Genomic DNA, 15,416 nt, shown 5'->3' on the forward strand with positions numbered 1-15,416 from the left:
GAACCCTGAACCCTGAACCCTGAACCCTGAACCCTGAACCCTGAACCCTGAACCCTGAACCCTGAACCCTGAACCCTGAACCCTGAACCTTATCTGGTCTGACCATTTTACTTTTTCACCAATTAAATAATTATTCTGTTATTTTTTGTCTACCTTTAATGGTGTTTGATTTCTTATCTCGTACGTAACCTGAGGTTTAGTGCATCGTTGCCAAACTATTTTTAGGCAAAAAACACTGCATTGAATAGTTATGCCATTAATCTTGATAATTTTGACTATTCACCGTATTTCTGATAATTTAATCGCTAATTTTTGGTATGACCAATTTACCTTTTGCGAATTTGACACACTATTTGCTTGATTAGGAACGGAAAACAGAAGGTTACTTCAAAAGCCTATGTCATTTAAGATAAAAGCCGCTAAGCTGTCGGATGTGATTTTAGAACAACTTGAGAATATGATTCTTGAGGGCTCGTTGGCGCCCGGCGAAAAACTACCTCCGGAGCGTGAGCTGGCGAAACAATTTGAAGTGTCACGTCCTTCATTACGTGAAGCGATTCAAAAATTGGAAGCGAGAGGGCTGGTAACACGTCGCCAAGGTGGCGGTACTTATGTTAAAAACCAGCTTGAGGGTGGCATGACAGATCCACTGTTTGATTTGATTTCCAAACACCCTGAATCACAATTCGACCTACTTGAATTCCGTCATGCCTTAGAAGGTATCGCAGCCTACTATGCGGCACTTCGTGGTACTGATACAGATTTTGAATATATTTCCAAGTGTTTTGATGCCATTGCAACTGCAAATGATATTGAAACCCAAGCTCAAATGATCAATGCCTTTCATTTTGCCGTAGCAGAAGCATCGCACAACGTAGTGTTGCTGCACTTAATTCGCGGTATGAAATCATTACTTGAGCAAAATATTCAGCAGAATTTAATGGTATTAGTGCAAAAATCAGATGTTAAAACGCAACTGGCTGAACACAGAAAATTCCTGTTTGATGCAGTAATTACAGGACAACCAGATAAAGCACGTGACGCAAGTAATGCGCACTTAGCCTTTATTGAAGAAGCTTTATTGCAAGCGGGTAAAGAGCACTCTCGTATTGAGCGCAGTTTACGCCGTTCGCAAAAAAATTAAACGATTTGAAACATAACTCGATTTATCTGTTAGGGATAAATTTGAATTTAAACATAAGGAACACTCCATATGTCTGAAGTCAATAAAATTGACGTTGACGCGTTAGAAACCCAAGAGTGGTTGCAAGCGCTTGAGTCAGTAGTAAAAGAAGAAGGCGTTGAACGCGCACAGTTTTTACTTGAACAAGTACTAGAGCAAGCACGTCTTGACGGCGTAGATATGCCAACTGGTATCACAACTAACTATGTGAATACTATCCCAGCAGATCAAGAACCTGCGTATCCAGGTGACACAACAATTGAGCGTCGTATTCGTTCAATCGTGCGTTGGAATGCAATCATGATCGTATTACGTGCGTCTAAGAAAGACTTAGAGCTAGGCGGCCACATGGCGTCTTACCAGTCTTCAGCTGCATTCTACGAAATGTGTTTTAACCACTTCTTCCGTGCACCAAACGAGAAAGACGGTGGCGATTTAGTTTATTACCAAGGTCACATTTCACCTGGTATCTACGCACGTGCTTTCCTAGAAGGTCGTTTAACAGAAGAGCAACTTGATAACTTCCGTCAAGAAGTAGACGGCAACGGTATTTCTTCATACCCGCACCCTAAGTTAATGCCTGAATTTTGGCAGTTCCCAACGGTATCTATGGGTCTAGGTCCAATCGCATCTATCTACCAAGCACGTTTCCTTAAATACCTAGAAGGTCGCGGTCTGAAAGAGACTAACGAGCAGCGCGTTTATGCGTTCTTAGGTGATGGTGAGATGGATGAGCCAGAATCACGTGGTGCAATTTCTTTCGCTGCCCGTGAGAAGCTAGATAACCTATGTTACCTAATTAACTGTAACTTACAGCGCCTAGATGGCCCAGTAATGGGTAATGGTAAGATCATTCAAGAACTTGAAGGTCTATTTAAAGGCGCTGGCTGGAACGTAATTAAAGTAGTTTGGGGTTCTGGTTGGGATCTACTACTTGCTAAAGATACGTCGGGTAAGCTTTTACAGCTTATGAATGAAACAATCGACGGTGATTACCAGACTTATAAGTCAAAAGACGGTGCTTACGTGCGTGAACACTTCTTTGGTCGTTACCCAGAAACTGCAGCGCTTGTTGCAGATATGACTGATGACGAGATCTTCGCGCTTAAGCGTGGTGGTCACGATACGTCTAAGCTTTTCGCAGCATATAAAGCAGCGCAAGAGACAAAAGGTCGTCCTACTGTAATCTTAGCTAAAACGGTTAAAGGTTACGGCATGGGTGAAGCAGCTGAAGGTAAAAACATTGCGCACCAAGTTAAGAAAATGGACATGACACACGTTGAACACCTTCGTTCACGTCTTGGCCTTGAAGACTTGGTATCTGATGAGCAAATCAAAGACTTACCATACCTGAAGCTTGAAGAAGGCTCTACAGAGTACGAATACTTACATGCGCGTCGTAAAGCATTACACGGCTACACGCCACAGCGTTTACCTAACTTCACGCAAGCACTAGAAATTCCAACGCTAGAGCAATTTAAGCCACTTCTAGAAGAGCAAAAGCGTGATATTTCTACGACTATGGGTTATGTACGTGCGCTAAATATCTTATTAAAAGATAAAGGCGTAGGTAAAAACATCGTACCTATCATTGCGGATGAAGCTCGTACCTTTGGTATGGAAGGTTTATTCCGTCAAATCGGTATTTACAACCCACATGGTCAGAACTACACACCGCAAGACCGTGATATCGTTTCTTACTACAAAGAAGCAACATCAGGTCAGGTACTTCAAGAAGGTATCAACGAGCTAGGTGCAATGTCTTCATGGGTTGCTGCTGCAACATCATACTCGACAAATGACCTACCAATGATCCCATTCTACATCTATTACTCTATGTTCGGTTTCCAACGTGTTGGCGACATGGCGTGGATGGCGGGTGACCAACAAGCGCGTGGTTTCTTACTCGGTGCAACGGCTGGTCGTACAACCCTTAACGGTGAAGGTCTGCAGCACGAAGACGGTCACTCGCACATTCAAGCGGGTACTATTCCTAACTGTATTTCTTATGACCCAACGTTCGTATTTGAAGTAGCGGTAATCCTACAAGACGGTATCCGTCGTATGTACGGTCCTGAGCAAGAAAACGTGTTCTACTACTTAACGTTAATGAACGAGAACTATGCTCAGCCTGCAATGCCAGAAGGTGCGGAAGAAGGTATTCGTAAGGGTATCTACAAGCTTGAAGACAACGCTGGCGACAAAGCACACGTTCAGCTAATGGGTTCAGGTACTATCTTAAACGAAGTACGTAAAGCAGGTCAGATCCTAAGCGAAGAATATGGCATTGGTTCAGATGTATTCTCTGTAACGTCATTCAATGAGCTTGCACGTGATGGTCAAGACGTTGAGCGTTTCAACATGCTTAACCCAACAAGCGATGCAAAAGTACCTTACATCACAACTGTATTAGGTGAGTCTCCAGCAATTGCGGCAACTGACTATATGAAAAACTATGCAGAGCAAGTACGTGCATACATGCCAAGCGCATCTTACAAAGTACTAGGTACTGACGGTTATGGTCGTTCAGACAGCCGTGAAAACTTACGTCGTCACTTCGAAGTAAATGCAGGTTACGTTGTAGTCGCTGCACTTACAGAGCTTGTTAAGCAAGGTAAAGTTGACGCATCAGTTGTGGCAGACGCTATCAAGAAATTTGATATCGACACAACGAAAACTAACCCACTATACGCATAAGAGGCAGATAGAATGGCAATCGAAATTCATGTTCCAGACATTGGTGCAGATGAGGTTGAAGTAACTGAGATCCTAGTTAACGTAGGTGATACAGTTGAAGTTGATCAATCTCTTATTTCAGTTGAAGGTGATAAAGCTTCAATGGAAGTGCCAGCTGCACAAGCGGGTACAGTGAAAGAAATTAAAGTAGCTGAAGGCGACACTGTTGCAACTGGCTCTTTAATTATGATTTTTGATGCTGCGGGTGATGCACCTGCAGCAGCCGAGCCTGAAGCACCAGCAGCCCCAGCAGCTGCACCTGCTCCAGCAGCGGCATCTGAATTAGTTGAGGTTCACGTACCAGATATCGGTGGTGACGAGGTTGAAGTAACTGAGATCATGATTGCCGTAGGCGACGTGGTTGAAGCTGACCAATCAATCTTAAACGTAGAAGGCGACAAGGCTTCTATGGAAGTGCCAGCACCATTTGGCGGTACAGTTAAAGAAATCAAAGTTGAAGTTGGCGGTAAAGTATCAACGGGCTCGCTAGTATTCGTATTTGAAACTGGCGCGGCGGCACCTGTTGCAGCTGAGGTTGCTCCTGCACCAGCAGCACCGGCAGCAGCTGAACTGAAAGAAGTGCATGTACCTGATATCGGCGGTGATGAAGTTGAAGTTACTGAGATCATGGTTGCAGTAGGCGACAGCGTTTCGGAAGATCAGTCAATCTTAAACGTTGAAGGTGATAAGGCTTCAATGGAAGTACCAGCACCATTTGCAGGTACGGTTAAAGAAATCAAAGTAGAAGTTGGCGGTAAAGTATCAACGGGTTCTTTGGTGTTTGTATTTGAAACTCAGGGTTCAGCACCGGTTGCGGCTCCTGCGGCGGCTGCACCTGCATCAGCTCCTTCCGCGGCACCAGCTCCAGCAGCAAAACCTGCACCAGCACCGACTGCTTCAGCGCAAAAAGATGAGTTTGTAGCGAACGATCAATATGCGCATGCGTCTCCGGTTGTTCGTCGTCTTGCTCGTGAGTTTGGTGTTAACCTTGCACGCGTTAAGGGTACAGGTCGTAAGAATCGTGTACTTAAAGAAGACGTACAAAACTATGTGAAAGAGTTAGTGAAGCAAGTTGAATCAGGTCAGCTATCTAAAGGTGGCAACACTGGCGGTGGCGAGCTAAACCTAATTCCTTGGCCAAAAGTAGATTTCAGCAAGTTTGGTGAAGTTGAAGAGAAGAAGCTTTCTCGCATTCAAAAGCTTTCTGGTGCAAACCTTCACCGTAACTGGGTACAGATCCCGCATGTTACACAGTTTGACGAAGCAGACATCACCACGCTAGAAGCATTCCGTAAAGAACAGAATGTACTGGCTGAGAAGAAGAAAATGGGTGTGAAGATCACACCATTAGTATTCGTAATGAAAGCCGCGGCTAAAGCACTTGAAGAGTTCCCAACGTTTAACTCATCACTGTCTGAAGATGGCGAAAGCTTAATTCTTAAGAAGTATGTAAACATTGGTATCGCAGTAGATACACCAAATGGTCTAGTTGTTCCTGTTGTTCGTGACGTGAACAAAAAAGGCATCATTGAGTTATCTCGTGAGTTGATGGAAATCTCTGGCAAAGCACGTGAAGGTAAACTAACTGCATCTGATATGCAGGGCGGTTGTTTCACGATTTCTAGCCTAGGTGGCATCGGTGGTACTGCGTTTACACCAATCGTAAATGCACCAGAAGTTGCTATCTTAGGCGTGTCTAAGTCAGACATGAAGCCGAAGTGGAATGGTAAAGAGTTTGAGCCGCGCCTAATGGTGCCGCTAAGCTGTTCATACGACCACCGTGTAATTGACGGTGCGTTAGCAGCACGCTTTACTGCAACTCTTGCAGCTTACTTGAGCGACATTCGCCAGTTAGTAATGTAAGAAAAGAGCTTAACGCATAACTTCGGTTATGCGTTTTGTTTATCGCTCTGATGTAGCAAATAGTATTAATTGAACGAAATCTCTTGAAAATTGCACGACATATGTAAACGGCAATGCTAGAATTTCGCGCAATATTAATTTATCTGCCCAAAGTCTTGTTAATTGAGATAAATAGGCAGGAGTTTGGGTGATACAATTCTCGTATTATCCCGTTCGAATAACAGTTAAGGTAATAACATGAGCAACGAAATCAAAACTCAAGTTGTTGTACTAGGCGGTGGTCCTGGTGGTTACTCTGCAGCATTCCGTGCTGCTGATTTAGGTTTAGATGTAACATTAATCGAATCACGCGATACTTTAGGTGGTGTGTGCTTAAACGTAGGTTGTATTCCTTCAAAAGCACTTTTACACGTAGCTAAAGTAATTGACGACGCAGCTGAAATGGCGTCTCACGGTGTTACTTTCGGTGCTCCTCAAATCGACCTAGACAAAATCCGTTCATGGAAAGAGTCTGTAATCGGTCAACTTACTGGCGGCCTAGACGGCATGGCGAAAATGCGTAAAGTTAACGTAGTTAACGGTTACGGCAAATTCACAGGTTCTAACACCATTGCTGTTGAAGGCGAAAACGGTACAACTACTGTTACTTTCGATAATGCAATTATCGCTGCGGGTTCTCAACCTGTAAACCTACCTTTCATCCCTGAAGATGATCGTGTAATTGACTCAACAGGCGCGCTTGAACTTAAAGACGTTCCTGAAAAGCTACTTGTATTAGGTGGTGGTATCATCGGTTTAGAGATGGGTACTGTTTACCGTGCACTAGGTTCACAAATCGACGTTGTTGAATTTGCTGATCAACTAGTACCAGCAGCTGATAAAGACGTTATCAAGATTTACCAAAAGTACGTTAAGAACAAGTTCAACGTAATGCTTTCTACTAAAGTGGTTGCAGTTGAAGCGAAAGAAGACGGTCTATACGTTTCATTTGAAGGTAAAAACGCACCAGCTGAAGCTGTTCGTTACGACAAAGTACTTGTTGCTGTGGGTCGTACTCCGAACGGTAAACTACTTGACGCTGAAAAAGCGGGCGTAGCAGTTGATGAGCGTGGCTTTATCAACACTGACAAGCAAATGAAGACAAACGTAAACCACATCTTCGCGATTGGTGATATCGTTGGTCAACCAATGCTTGCACACAAAGCGGTTCACGAAGCACACGTTGCAGCTGAAGTTATCTCTGGTAAGAAGCATTATTTCGATCCTAAGTGTATCCCTTCAATTGCATACACAGATCCAGAAATTGCATGGGTTGGTGTAACTGAGAAAGAAGCAAAAGAGCAAGGCCTTAAAATTGAAACAGCGGTATTCCCGTGGGCAGCATCTGGCCGTGCAATTGCTTCAGCTCGTACTGAAGGTTCAACTAAGCTTATCTTCGATAAAGACTCAGGTCGCGTTATCGGTGGTGCAATGGTTGGTATCAACGCAGGTGAAATGCTTGGTGAAATCGGCCTAGCGGTTGAAATGGGCGCAGATGGTGAAGACTTAGCGCTTACAATTCACGCTCACCCAACACTGAACGAGTCAATCGGTCTAGCTGCAGAAATTTTCGAAGGTTCAATCACTGACCTTCCAAACAAAAAAGCAGTTAAAAAGAAGTAATCTAACACTTCTTTAGAGAAACCCAGCCATTGTGCTGGGTTTTTTATTATCTAGATTTTGTACATCGGCTTAGTATTAGCTCAAAGCGCCAAAAAAAGTTAGAATACGCCGCTTGTTTGGGAGAGGTCGATTGAAAAATTCAGTATTAGCACTTAGGCAACAACAGATCGCTGCAGCAAAGCGTGAATATAAAGCGCGCGGTTCAAAATTATCGCGCTGTGAGCATTGTTTGTTATCTGAAACCTTATGTATTTGTGATGGTATCGAAGAGGCAAATTGTGATGCTGCAGTTTGTTTGCTGATGTATCACAATGAGAGTTTTAAGCCGTCAAATACAGGACGTTTAATTGCTGATATTGTGCCTGACAATTATGCCTTTCGTTGGGACAGAACAGAGCCAGATAAAGCGCTTTTAGATTTATTACAAAGTGATAAATACCAACCCTTTATCGTGTTTCCTGAAGATAATATGCCAGTAGACCGGGTTGTTAAACAGGTCAGTCGTATTGCAGGTAAAAAACCGTTATTTGTCTTTTTAGATGGTACTTGGCGTGAAGCGAAGAAAATGATTCGCAAAAGCCCTTATTTAGACGGTTTTCCGATTTTATCTATTAGCCCTGAAAAGCTCTCCGAATATCATTTACGTGTTGCCGCATTTGAGCACCAATTGGGTACTGCTGAAGTGGCCATTATGGTGTTAGAACTTGCAGGAGAGCTTGATGCGTCACAAAAATTAGAGCGTCATTTTATTGATTTTAGAAATGCTTACCTTAAGGGTAAACGCAGTAAATTAGTGCCGTAATAATACGACTCAAATTCGTGTGATGAATTTGCGGTGAGCTAAAACCTAACGTGTTATTTTTCGATATTAGAAATGAGTCATTTCTTGAAGGGTGAGTGCAGTAAACTAGTGGCTTAAAGCGCATATTCAAAACGTGATAAGTGAGTTTTAGGCAAATAAAAAGCGCAGCTTAAAGCTGCGCCTTAACGGAATCTTATTAGCGTCCTGCTATGCACATATCTTTGTTTGATTAGTGCAATCCTTGATATCCCTATTTTGACATGACTCGTCAATGAGCTAAATCCGTGCTCAATCCATCTATCCTATTTACAATCCTGTAAGAAAATCCGTTTAAGGTCCACATCCTGTAAACCATCAATTCCCTTGGCATCCTAGCCCAAAATCCATCTAGTAAATCCTATCAGCTCCTGCCGCTTACTAATCCTAAGTAAGGTCAATTCAGTCCATTTCCTTTTGACACTGTTAATTCTAGAGCAGTGGTTGTTGAATAAAACTATATAAAATGGCTTAGTGAATTTGTTTTATTGCTGAAATATAGAGTTTAACGTGGTTATGTTTTTATAAAACAAGGTGTTAACTATTTTGGGTGCGTGTGTTCACCTCGTTTTTTGAGATAAGTAGGGGGGGGCTGTGAGATATATCCTACAACTAAATTCGCTAATGTCCTTTGCTCTTCTAACTGAAAATAGTTTTCATTTAATTAAATTGAGTGCATTTAACGCTGTACATTCAATATCAGATAGATACAATTCAAGTGATAATACTTCTTATTAATGGTTCTAGAATATGAAAAAAGCAATCGCATTACTCGCACTGCTAGCAGCTGGTGAAGTTGCAGCAAAAGATGTTGTTAATATTTACTCTTATCGTCAGGGCTTTTTAATTGAACCTATTCTGCAAGAGTTCACAAAAGAGACAGGTATTGAAACAAAAGTTGTTTTTGCAAAAAAAGGTTTAATTGAAAAACTTAAAAAAGAAGGTAAATACACGAAAGCCGATATGGTGCTTACGTCTAACTTTAGTGCGCTGTTACAGCTTGAAGATGAAGGCTTAGTGCAACCAATTAAAAGTAACGTAATCGAAAAAAATGTACCAAAGCAATTTCGTGATGACGAAGGAAATTGGGTTGCACTGACTAAACGTGTACGTAATGTTTACTCGTCTAAAGAGCGTGTTGGTAAGTTAGACACGTTAACCTATGAAGATCTCGCAAAACCTGAATACAAAGGCAAAATTTGTATGCGCTCAGGTAAGCACCCTTATAATTTGGGCTTAGTTGCTTCTATGATTGCGCATCATGGCGAGGCAGAAGCGCGTGAGTGGTTAAAGGGATTAAAAGCAAACTTAGCACGTAAGCCACAAGGTAACGACCGTGCACAAGTAAAAGCAGTAAAAGAAGGCTTGTGTGATGTAGCGCTTGGTAACAGTTATTATTTTGGTAAAATGCTGAACGATCCAAAGCAAGTGCCTTGGGCTGAGTCTGTATACATTAATTTCCCAAATCAGCAAGATCGTGGCTCACATATTAATGTATCTGGTGCGGTTTTAACCAAGTACGGAAAAAATACGACTAACGCATTAAAATTAATCGAATTTATGACTGACAACAAAGCTCAGAATATGTATGCTTCAGTGAATATGGAATATCCGGTAAAGACGGATGTTGAAGTGTCTGAGTTGGTGGCGTCTTGGGGCAAATTTAAGGAAGATGCACTGCCATTAACAAAGGTAAGTGAATACCGTCCATTGGCATTGAAGCTAATCGACGAGGTAAAATTTGATCTTTAATGCGCCTTAATTTTTCACTGTCTAAATGGCAGTTTATTGCTTTCGCGACAGGCTTTTGCCTGTCGCTTCCGTTATTGTTCCTGATTTTTGAATCCTTCCAGCCTGATAAGGAAGTCTTTGAACACTTAAAACAAACAGTATTGTGGGATTACACTTTTAATACCATAGTGTTGATTTTTGGCGTCTGCTTGCTTAGTTGTGTGATTGCGTTGCCGCTAGCATGGCTTTGTGCCTACAGCGACTTTCCCGGTAAAAAGCATTTCGAGTGGGCATTAATGCTACCACTTGCAATGCCAACTTATATTATCGCCTATATTTACACCGACTTATTTGATTATGCGGGCCCCATTCAGTCATGGCTTCGCGCGGTTTTTGGCTGGCAGTCACCGAATGATTATTGGTTCTTTGATATTCGCACGCTAGGCGGTGCAATCGTAATGATTGCGTTAGTGCTTTACCCATATTTATTTTTGATTTTTAAAACGGCACTTAAAGAGCAATCTTATAAATTAGTTCAGGCCAGCCAAGTAATGGGTTACTCGCCCGTTAAAAGCTTTTTTAAAGTATCTATTCCGTTGGGGCGTGGCGCAATTGCTGCGGCACTAGCGCTGATCAGCATGGAATCAATGGCAGATTTTGCAACTGTAAACTATTTTGCTGTAAGTACTTTGACAACCGCAGTATACGATACTTGGCTTGGTTACTATTCACTTACTGCGGCAGCGAAAATCTCCGGCATTATGTTGCTGTTTTTGTTTGTCGTGATCGGCGTAGAAAAATTTAGCCGACGCAACCAAGCGGTATTTGAGCGCGGTGCAAGTGAGAATAACGGACCACTTTATTACCTATCGGGAAAATCAGCGTGGTTAGCAACAGCGTATTGTGCATTAATACTTTTTGCAGGGTTTGTGCTGCCAATTCTTATTTTGTTGAGCTACGCAGTGAGCTATTTTAACGAGGCATGGAATAGCGATGCGTTTTTATATGCTTGGCAGAGTTTGAAAATAGCGCTAATCGTGAGTTTTGTTTGTGTTGCGTTAAGTGTGCTGGTGAATTTCTATCAACGTTCAAGCTTGTCGCGCTGGGCAGGTGTGCCAGGCAAAGTTGCCAGCACTGGTTATGCATTACCTGGTACCGTATTAGCGATAGCAGTGCTACTGCCGCTCACCGCACTTGATCAACAGCTCAATATTTTTGCTGAATCAACACAGTGGTTTGCTGAACCAGGATTGTTGTTTAGTGGTTCTATTTTTGCCTTAATGTTTGCTTACGTTGTGCGCTTTTATGCGATTTCACAAGGCGCCATTGAATCTAGCTATGCACGTATTTCGCCATCGCTTGATATGGCAAGTCATTCAATGGGTGTAAGTGCAGGCAATACTTTGCGCCGAGTGCATATGCCACTGCTTAAGCGCGGCATGCTTACTGCTGGTTTAATTGTATTTATTGAATGTATGAAAGAGTTACCTGCGGCACTGTTATTACGCCCTTTTGACTTTGAAACGCTGGCAACCTATGTTTTTCAATACGTCAGTGATGAGCAACTTGAGCTTGCCTCAGTGTCGGCATTATTTATCGTACTTGTCGGCTTAATCCCTTTATATTTAGTTAATAACACTATGGAAGCTAAAGCATCTCATGAGTAATTTGTCGATTAACAATTTAGAATATAGCTACAATGGCAAACCGATCTTAAAAGATTTGTCATTGCAGGTAAAAGACAATGAAATTGTGTGTTTACTCGGTGCAAGTGGCTGTGGCAAAACCACCACGTTAAAAGCAATCGCTGGTTTGTTGAAACCTAGCAAAGGGAATATTTCGATTGCGCAAGTTGCGGTTAACGGTGATTCGCTTTATGTGCCGCCACAAGAGCGCAATATCGGTATGATGTTTCAAGACTATGCGTTGTTTCCTCATTTAACCGTTGAGCAAAACATTGCGTTTGGCTTACATAAAGAATCCTCGAGTGTACGCAACGAGCGTGTTAAAGAAATGCTGTCACTGATTAAGCTAGAGGCATTTGCTGAGCGCTATCCTCACCAATTATCAGGTGGTCAGCAACAGCGTGTGGCAATTGCCCGCGCATTGGCGTATAAACCGAGTTTATTGTTACTTGATGAACCATTTTCCAATATCGATCACCAAGTACGTTTCCAATTAATTGATGATATTCGCCTTATTATTAAAGATCAGCAAGTTTCTGCCATTTTTGTAACCCACTCCAAAGAGGAAGCTTTTGCTTTCGCCGATAAGCTGGCGATTATGGAAGAGGGCAAAATTGCCCAATTAGGCACAGCAGAAGCACTTTATCGCAAACCTGCGACAAAAGGCGTTGCGGCATTTTTAAGTGCTGGTATTTTTATTGATGCAGAAGCGACATCAAGCACTGAATTTAAAACTGAGTTTGGCACCATTACTTCACTTGAACCTGTGACAGACGACCAAGATGAGGTGTCAGGCAAAGGCTGTATATATTTAAAGCCTCAGTACTTAACTTTGAGCGAAAGCGAACAGGGAGTAGGTGAGTTTGTAGCGAGCCGTTTTGTTGGTAACCGCTATTTATGTCGTGTAAAACTAGGGCAACAAGAACTTGAAATTCCATGCACGCAACATCAACGCTATGCTTATGGTCAGCGATTAGCTATTGATGTTCGTCCGCATTTGGTTAATTATTTCGCTTATACTAATAACAATTAAGTAGGAAACCCGCTATGCCACAAGCGCAATCAGGAGTTTGTGCTGAAGCCAATTTACATGGTGTGCATTTATTTTTAAATGTATTAGATGGCCAAGAACTCAGCTTGTCGAAAAAATTGGCAAGTATTATTGATATGCAAGAGCGGTTTGATCACGAATTTTCGGAAGCGCTTGTGTCTTGTGTTGTGGCGATAGGTTCCCAGTTCTGGCCACATATTTACCCCAGTAAAATGCCAAAAACGTTGGCAGGCTTTCCGCAATTTGAACATATTGAGCATGCTACGCCATCACGTCCAATAGATTTAATGATTCAAATTAGGGCAGATCGCCTTGATGTAGTTCATTTGTTTGTGATGGAGGTAATTGAATTACTGAGTGGTGATATTGAGCTGATTGACCAAGTAAAGTGTTTTCATTATTTAGACGGTCGTGACCTAAATGGCTTTATTTATGGTGTAGCTAATCCACATGGTCGCAAAAAGCAGCTTGTTGCTTTAGTGGGAGATGAAGACGTTGCGTTTTCTGCGGGCAGCTATATTCATGTGCAGCGTTATCGTTATGACTTAAAGGCATGGCAAGAAATCTCAAAAGCTGAACAAGAGATTGTAATGGGGCGAATGGCTAATTCTAACCAAGCGGTTAGCTGCGCTCCAGAAAATAGCCATAGTGCTCGTACAGAGCTTTACGATGAAGATGGCAATGCATTATTTTTAAATCAAGGCATGCCATTTGCTGATATTAACCAACAGGGCTTTTTATTTATTAGCTGTGCAAATAATGGCTATGCGTTTCAAACGCTTCTCAAACACCGTTTAGGCTACATTGATGATAATGGCCCAGATATGTGGCTGGAGTTTGCGAAAAGTGATTTTGGTGCGGCGTTTTTTGCACCATCTGTGAATATGCTAAGGGAATTAGCTAGTTAGATTTAGCAAGCTAGAGTTTAAGAGAGTTATGCTATACAAAACTCTCTTAATTAGTTTTAAACGTTTTCGAATAACTTTTTAACGCGCTCAAGTGTAACGTCAATTTCAGAGACTTTTTCAGGGGCGATAAAAATTGTATCATCACCAGCAATGGTCCCTAACACACCGTCTGCTTTGCCAAGTGAATCGAGCAAACGCGCAATCAGTTGTGCAGCACCTGGACTGGTACGAATGATGATCATCATTTCGTTATGCATAATATCAATTACCAGCTGGCGCAGCGGGCTTTTCGCTGTTGGTACACCCATTTCTGCAGGTAAACAATACACCATCTCTTGTTTCGCATTACGTGTGCGTACAGCGCCAAATTTACTTAACATGCGAGACACTTTGCTCTGACTAATATTGTCAAAACCCATGTCTTTTAAGGCATCAACAATCTCGCCTTGTGAACCAAAGTTTTCTTCTTTTAAAAGGGCTTTGAACGCTTTAACCAGCGCTTCTTGTTTATCTTGTATTTGCATGTGAACGGGCTGTTTAACCAATTGATGGACGTTACCTTAAATTTTACACAAGTTAGGGGTAATTGCATTAATAAAATCGTCAGATTAATTCAATTAGAGTTGAATTAATCTCAATGAAAATGCGATTTTTTTAATTGATAGCGTTGTCAACTAATCTAGTCGGATAAAGTTTACAACTATGGTCGAGATTTATATAAAAAATACCTGTTTTATTTGTTTTTATGCGCACTTTTCATTATCTTTATGGCACTTTTTTAAATACCTACCTCTAATCACGGAGAATTCACATGAAAGTTGCAGTTTTAGGCGCAGCTGGTGGTATCGGCCAGGCCCTTTCTTTATTACTTAAAACACAATTACCAGCTGGTTCTGAGCTATCGTTATACGATGTAGCGCCAGTTGTTCCAGGTGTTGCTGTTGACCTATCACATATCCCAACTGCAGTTAAAGTTGAAGGTTTTGGTAAAGACGATTTAGATGCAGCACTTGCTGGCGCAGATATCGTAATTATTCCAGCAGGTATGCCGCGTAAGCCGGGTATGGACCGTGCAGACTTATTCAATGTTAATGCAAGCATTGTTAAAACACTTGCTGAAGGCATTGTTAAAAACTGTCCTAAGGCGCTTGTAGGTGTTATCACTAACCCTGTAAACGGCACTGTACCAATCGTTGCTGAAGTATTCAAAAAGGCAGGTACTTACGAAGCTAACCGTGTATTCGGTGTAACGACACTAGACGTTATCCGTTCAGAAGCGTTTATCGCTGAACTTAAAGGCGTAGACGTTGCTTCTGTTAAAGTACCAGTAATCGGTGGTCACTCAGGTACAACTATTCTTCCACTTCTTTCACAAGTTGAAGGTGTTGAGTTCACAGCGGAAGAAGTTGAAGCACTTACTCCACGTATTCAAAATGCAGGTACTGAAGTTGTTAACGCAAAAGCGGGTGGCGGTTCAGCGACACTTTCAATGGGCGCAGCAGCTGCACGTTTCACTCAGTCTTTAGTTAAAGGCTTACAAGGTGAAGAAGGTGTTATCGACTACGCATACGTTGCAATCGACGGTGGTGACGCAGCATACTTTGCACACCCAGTACGTTTAGGCAAAAACGGTGTTGAAGAAATCCTTTCTTACGGTGAGCTTAGCGCATTCGAAGAGAAAGCAAAGAACGACATGCTTGAAACGCTTAACAAAGACATTCAAGAAGGTATCGACTTCATCAACGGTTAATTCCGCGGT

At 42.1% G+C, this 15,416-nt stretch carries 11 protein-coding genes; 10 read left to right on the forward strand and 1 reads right to left on the reverse strand.

All coding sequences use genetic code 11. The features are described 5' to 3' along the window. Positions 1-397 precede the first annotated feature (397 nt). From pdhR to AN214_RS12225, 9 genes are all read left to right on the forward strand, one after another. Positions 398-1,144: a pyruvate dehydrogenase complex transcriptional repressor PdhR gene (pdhR, locus tag AN214_RS12185; RefSeq protein WP_010561738.1), complete on the forward strand. Its 747-nt coding sequence runs from the start codon at positions 398-400 to the stop codon at positions 1,142-1,144. Between the two features lie 69 nt (positions 1,145-1,213). Then, a complete protein-coding gene (aceE, locus tag AN214_RS12190; protein ID WP_054979981.1) occupies positions 1,214-3,880 on the forward strand; it encodes a pyruvate dehydrogenase (acetyl-transferring), homodimeric type in 2,667 nt (888 codons plus the stop codon). Positions 3,881-3,892: 12 nt separating this feature from the next. Beyond that, on the forward strand, positions 3,893-5,782 hold the full coding sequence (aceF, locus tag AN214_RS12195) for a pyruvate dehydrogenase complex dihydrolipoyllysine-residue acetyltransferase (protein WP_054979982.1): 1,890 nt from the start codon (positions 3,893-3,895) through the stop codon (positions 5,780-5,782). A 237-nt stretch (positions 5,783-6,019) separates the two neighbouring features. Further along, positions 6,020-7,444, forward strand: a complete 1,425-nt coding sequence (gene lpdA / locus AN214_RS12200; RefSeq protein WP_054979983.1) for a dihydrolipoyl dehydrogenase — start codon at positions 6,020-6,022, stop codon at positions 7,442-7,444. A 130-nt stretch (positions 7,445-7,574) separates the two neighbouring features. Next, positions 7,575-8,246, forward strand: coding sequence for a tRNA-uridine aminocarboxypropyltransferase (locus tag AN214_RS12205; protein ID WP_010561734.1), 672 nt, complete (start codon positions 7,575-7,577; stop codon positions 8,244-8,246). A 786-nt stretch (positions 8,247-9,032) separates the two neighbouring features. Then, positions 9,033-10,034 carry a Fe(3+) ABC transporter substrate-binding protein gene (locus AN214_RS12210; RefSeq protein WP_054979984.1) on the forward strand — a complete coding sequence of 334 codons (1,002 nt, stop codon included), beginning with the start codon at positions 9,033-9,035 and terminating at the stop codon, positions 10,032-10,034. Further along, positions 10,034-11,680, forward strand: a complete 1,647-nt coding sequence (locus AN214_RS12215) for an iron ABC transporter permease (protein WP_054979985.1) — start codon at positions 10,034-10,036, stop codon at positions 11,678-11,680. The genes AN214_RS12210 and AN214_RS12215 overlap by 1 nt, the downstream gene beginning before the upstream one ends. Beyond that, a complete protein-coding gene (locus AN214_RS12220) occupies positions 11,673-12,731 on the forward strand; it encodes an ABC transporter ATP-binding protein (protein WP_054979986.1) in 1,059 nt (352 codons plus the stop codon). Before AN214_RS12215 ends, AN214_RS12220 begins: the two co-directional genes overlap by 8 nt. A 14-nt stretch (positions 12,732-12,745) precedes the next feature. Then, complete coding sequence (locus tag AN214_RS12225) at positions 12,746-13,657, forward strand: Dyp-type peroxidase (protein ID WP_054979987.1); 912 nt, start codon at positions 12,746-12,748, stop codon at positions 13,655-13,657. 56 nt (positions 13,658-13,713) lie between these two features. On the opposite strand, the gene argR is transcribed toward AN214_RS12225, so the two are convergent. Next, positions 13,714-14,181, reverse strand: a complete 468-nt coding sequence (gene argR, locus AN214_RS12230) for a transcriptional regulator ArgR (RefSeq protein WP_054979988.1) — start codon at positions 14,179-14,181, stop codon at positions 13,714-13,716. 287 nt (positions 14,182-14,468) lie between these two features. Between argR and mdh the strand changes: the two genes are divergently transcribed. Beyond that, the gene (mdh, locus tag AN214_RS12235; RefSeq protein ID WP_010561728.1) at positions 14,469-15,407 is read left to right on the forward strand and encodes a malate dehydrogenase; all 939 of its coding nucleotides are present in this window, start codon (positions 14,469-14,471) and stop codon (positions 15,405-15,407) included. Positions 15,408-15,416: the final 9 nt, after the last annotated feature.

The sequence above is a fragment of the Pseudoalteromonas sp. P1-9 genome (assembly GCF_001399975.1).
Lineage (GTDB): Bacteria > Pseudomonadota > Gammaproteobacteria > Enterobacterales > Alteromonadaceae > Pseudoalteromonas.